Annotated in this window: 1 protein-coding gene; it reads left to right on the top strand. The window is 63.1% G+C overall.

Features of this window, described 5'->3' with window-relative positions; translation table 11 throughout:
- Window positions 1-369 precede the first annotated feature (369 nt).
- Window positions 370-1,704, top strand: a complete 1,335-nt coding sequence (locus AC1DOX_RS30900) for an MFS transporter (RefSeq protein WP_477114097.1) — start codon at window positions 370-372, stop codon at window positions 1,702-1,704.
- Window positions 1,705-1,848: the final 144 nt, after the last annotated feature.

Raw genomic sequence — 1,848 nt, forward strand, 5'->3', positions numbered from 1 at the left:
GCGTACGCGCAGCTGGCGCAGCTTGACGGTTCGATCCCCGACTGATCGAACGCGCCGGCCTTCTGCTAGCGGACCGGCCGCCCTCTGCTGCGCCTCATTGGTTGCAGCAGGGGCGTCGATTCCGCACAAGGCGACCAGCATGGAAAGACGGTGCGCACGATTTGATGTYCGCGCAGCAACGGACCGTTTCCATGCAGGCGTGGTGCACCGGGCGATGCCTGATCGGCATCCCTCACACGCAAACGATGGGGTCTTGGTCTCAAAAGGACCGGCCCTGACCGAAGTCCATTGATCACTACCTGACGAGGACCGACCGTGAATCCACAACAAGAACTASCTGTAAATCCCGTGAGCGCARCCGGGGACGTCTTGCCCACACCCGCACGCGGGCTCGCTGCGCGGGACTACAAGAYCCTTGCCTTGGCGGCCCTTGGCGGCACGCTCGAGTTCTACGACTTCGTCATCTACGTCTTCTTCGCCACGGTGCTGGGCGMGCTATTCTTTCCGCCCGACATGCCAGGTTGGCTGCGACAASTGCAGACGTTCGGCRTTTTCGCCGCCGGCTACCTGGCACGCCCGCTGGGAGGCATCGTGATCGCCCACTTYGGTGACCGGCTTGGACGCAAGCGAATGTTCACGCTCTCGATCTTCCTGATGGCCGCGCCCACGCTGATGATCGGCCTGCTGCCCATCTACGCSAGCATCGGCGTTGCAGCGCCGATGCTGCTGTTGGCGATGCGCATCCTGCAGGGCGCGGCGATCGGTGGCGAGATGCCTGGTGCGTGGGTGTTTGTGGGCGAACACGTCGCGAGCCGGCATTACGGTTTCGGCATCGGCATGCTGACCTCGGGCATCACCGGCGGCATCCTGCTCGGTTCGCTCGTTGCCATCGCCATCCATCGACACTTCACGCCGGAGCAGGTGAGCGATTTCGCCTGGCGCATCCCCTTTATCCTGGGCGGCATGTTTGGCATGGTGTCGGTGTACCTGCGCCGGTTTCTGCAAGAGACACCCGTATTCCGTGAGTTGGCTGAGCGCAGCAACCTGGCGCGTGAACTGCCGATCCGCACAGTGCTGCGCGACCACCGCTCGGCCAGTCTGTTCGTCGCACTGCTGACCTGGGTGCTTTCCGCTGCCATCGTCGTGGTGGTGCTGTTCACGCCGGTCTACCTAGAGAAGGTGTACCACATTCCCRTCGTGCTGGCACTCGAGGCCGATGCTTTTGCCACGCTCACGCTGAGCGTTGGCTGCGTGATCGTCGGCTGGGCATGCGACCGCATCGGTACCCGGGCGGTCATGCTGATCGGCTGGGCCGGACTGTTCATGACCGCGTACCTCTTCTACGGCAACCTGCCYSGCACGCCTACCACGCTGTTCTGGCACTACGGGCTGCTAGGCCTGTTCGTCGGCACCATTGCCACCGTGCCGATTGCCGGCGTGCGCGCTTTTCCCGCACCAGTGCGGTTCACCGGTCTCTCGTTTGCCTACAACATGTCGTACGCAGTCTTTGGTGGCCTCACGCCGATGATCCTCACGCTGTGGCTACAGCACAACGCCATGGCGCCTGCTCACTATGTGGCAGTGCTGGCCGCTTTCGGATTCGTGCTCGCATTCTGGCCCCTTGCCAGTTGCGGCCATGCCATGCGCGGTGGTGTTGCTAGCACGGCTGGCCACGTCGGGAATAACGAAGGAGTAACGAAATGACTGTGACGGAAAACACGCCACCAGTACGCTTGCTGACCCCCGCGGAGCTGGCTGTCTGCATCAAGGTGTTCCGCGACGCCCGGCAATGGACTCAGGAGCAGTTGGCCGTGGTCGCCGGGCTCAACGTGCGAACCGTTCAACGCG

The organism is Cupriavidus sp. 01L415, assembly GCF_056400065.1.